The sequence below is a fragment of the Aquabacterium sp. UBA2148 genome (assembly GCF_002328915.1).
In the GTDB taxonomy this organism is placed as follows: Bacteria; Pseudomonadota; Gammaproteobacteria; order Burkholderiales; family Burkholderiaceae_C; genus Aquabacterium; species Aquabacterium parvum.
This window is the reverse complement of sequence record NZ_DCXA01000102.1, coordinates 10,261-11,379: the sequence shown is the minus strand read 5'-3', so window position 1 is coordinate 11,379 and position 1,119 is coordinate 10,261. Positions and strand designations below refer to the sequence as shown.

General features: G+C 68.1%; 2 protein-coding genes. Both read left to right on the top strand.

Annotated features, from left to right (window positions below; genetic code table 11):
* Positions 1–744 (top strand): Y-family DNA polymerase (locus tag B2W70_RS05565; RefSeq protein WP_286743668.1); only part of this gene is annotated, 744 nt, incomplete at its 5' end.
* Between the two features lie 32 nt (positions 745–776).
* A partial coding sequence (locus tag B2W70_RS05560; protein WP_286743667.1) for a hypothetical protein occupies positions 777–1,119 on the top strand: 343 nt, incomplete at its 3' end.

The following is a 1,119-nucleotide window of genomic DNA, read 5'->3' as shown; positions in this document are numbered from 1 at the left end:
ATCAAGCAGGCGGTTCGCCGCGCCACCGGGCTGAGCTGCTCGATTGGTGTCACGCCCAACAAGCTGCTCAGCAAACTCGCCTCCGACCTCGACAAGCCCGATGGCCTGACCTTGCTCACCCACGCCGACGTGCCCACGCGCGTGTGGCCCTTGCCTGCCGCGCGCATCAACGGCATCGGCCCGAAAGCCAATGCGAGACTGGCCGAGCGCGGCATCCACACGATCGGCGAGCTCGCCGCCGCCGACCCGGCGCAACTCATCGAGGCCTTCGGGCGAAGCTACGGCCATTGGCTGCATGAAGCCGCTCACGGCATCGACAATCGCCCGGTCGTCACCTGGCGCGAGCCCAAGTCCATCAGCCGCGAAACCACCTTCGAGCGCGACCTGCACCCGCGCGAAGACCGCGCCGCGCTCACGCCCATCTTCACGCGGCTGTGCGAACAACTCGCCGCCGACCTGCAGCGCAAGGGCTACGCTGGCCGCAGCATCGGGGTCAAGCTGCGCTACGACGATTTTCGAATCGTCACCCGCAGCCTCACGTTGCCCCATGCGACGCGCGACGCCGCCGTCATCCGGCAATGGGCGGGCCGTTGCCTCAAGACCGTGCCGCTCGATCAGCGCCTGCGCCTGATTGGCGTGAAAATGGCGTCCCTGGTGCCCGGCGACGGGGGTGAGCCCGCGCAGCGCGAAGCCGTGCCGCAATCCTTGCCTTTGTTCGATCAGACCGACATGGCACCAGCGTGACCGGTTCCGAATCTTTTTTTGCAGTCCACACCATGTCCATGTTCTCCATCGACCGCCTCGTCGTCGCCCGCTCGCTGATTCGCACGACCGCCGCCTTGGCCTTGCTCGCGTCGATGTCAGGTTGCAGCGTGCTGGCCGTGGCCTATGCTGCGGTCACGGTGGCCGCCACCGCCGTCAGCGTGACCGCCACGGTGGTCGAGACCACGGTGGACGTGGCTGCCGCGGGTGTGCGCGCGGTCACCGCAGAGGACAAAGACCAGAAGGCGGCAGAGGGCGGCAAGGCCGATGACAAACAAGGCGCCGAGCAGCGCCGTGAGCCCGCGCCGGATGCCCCTGCAACACCCGCTGCGCCCCAGCGAAACTGGCAGGCCCCGG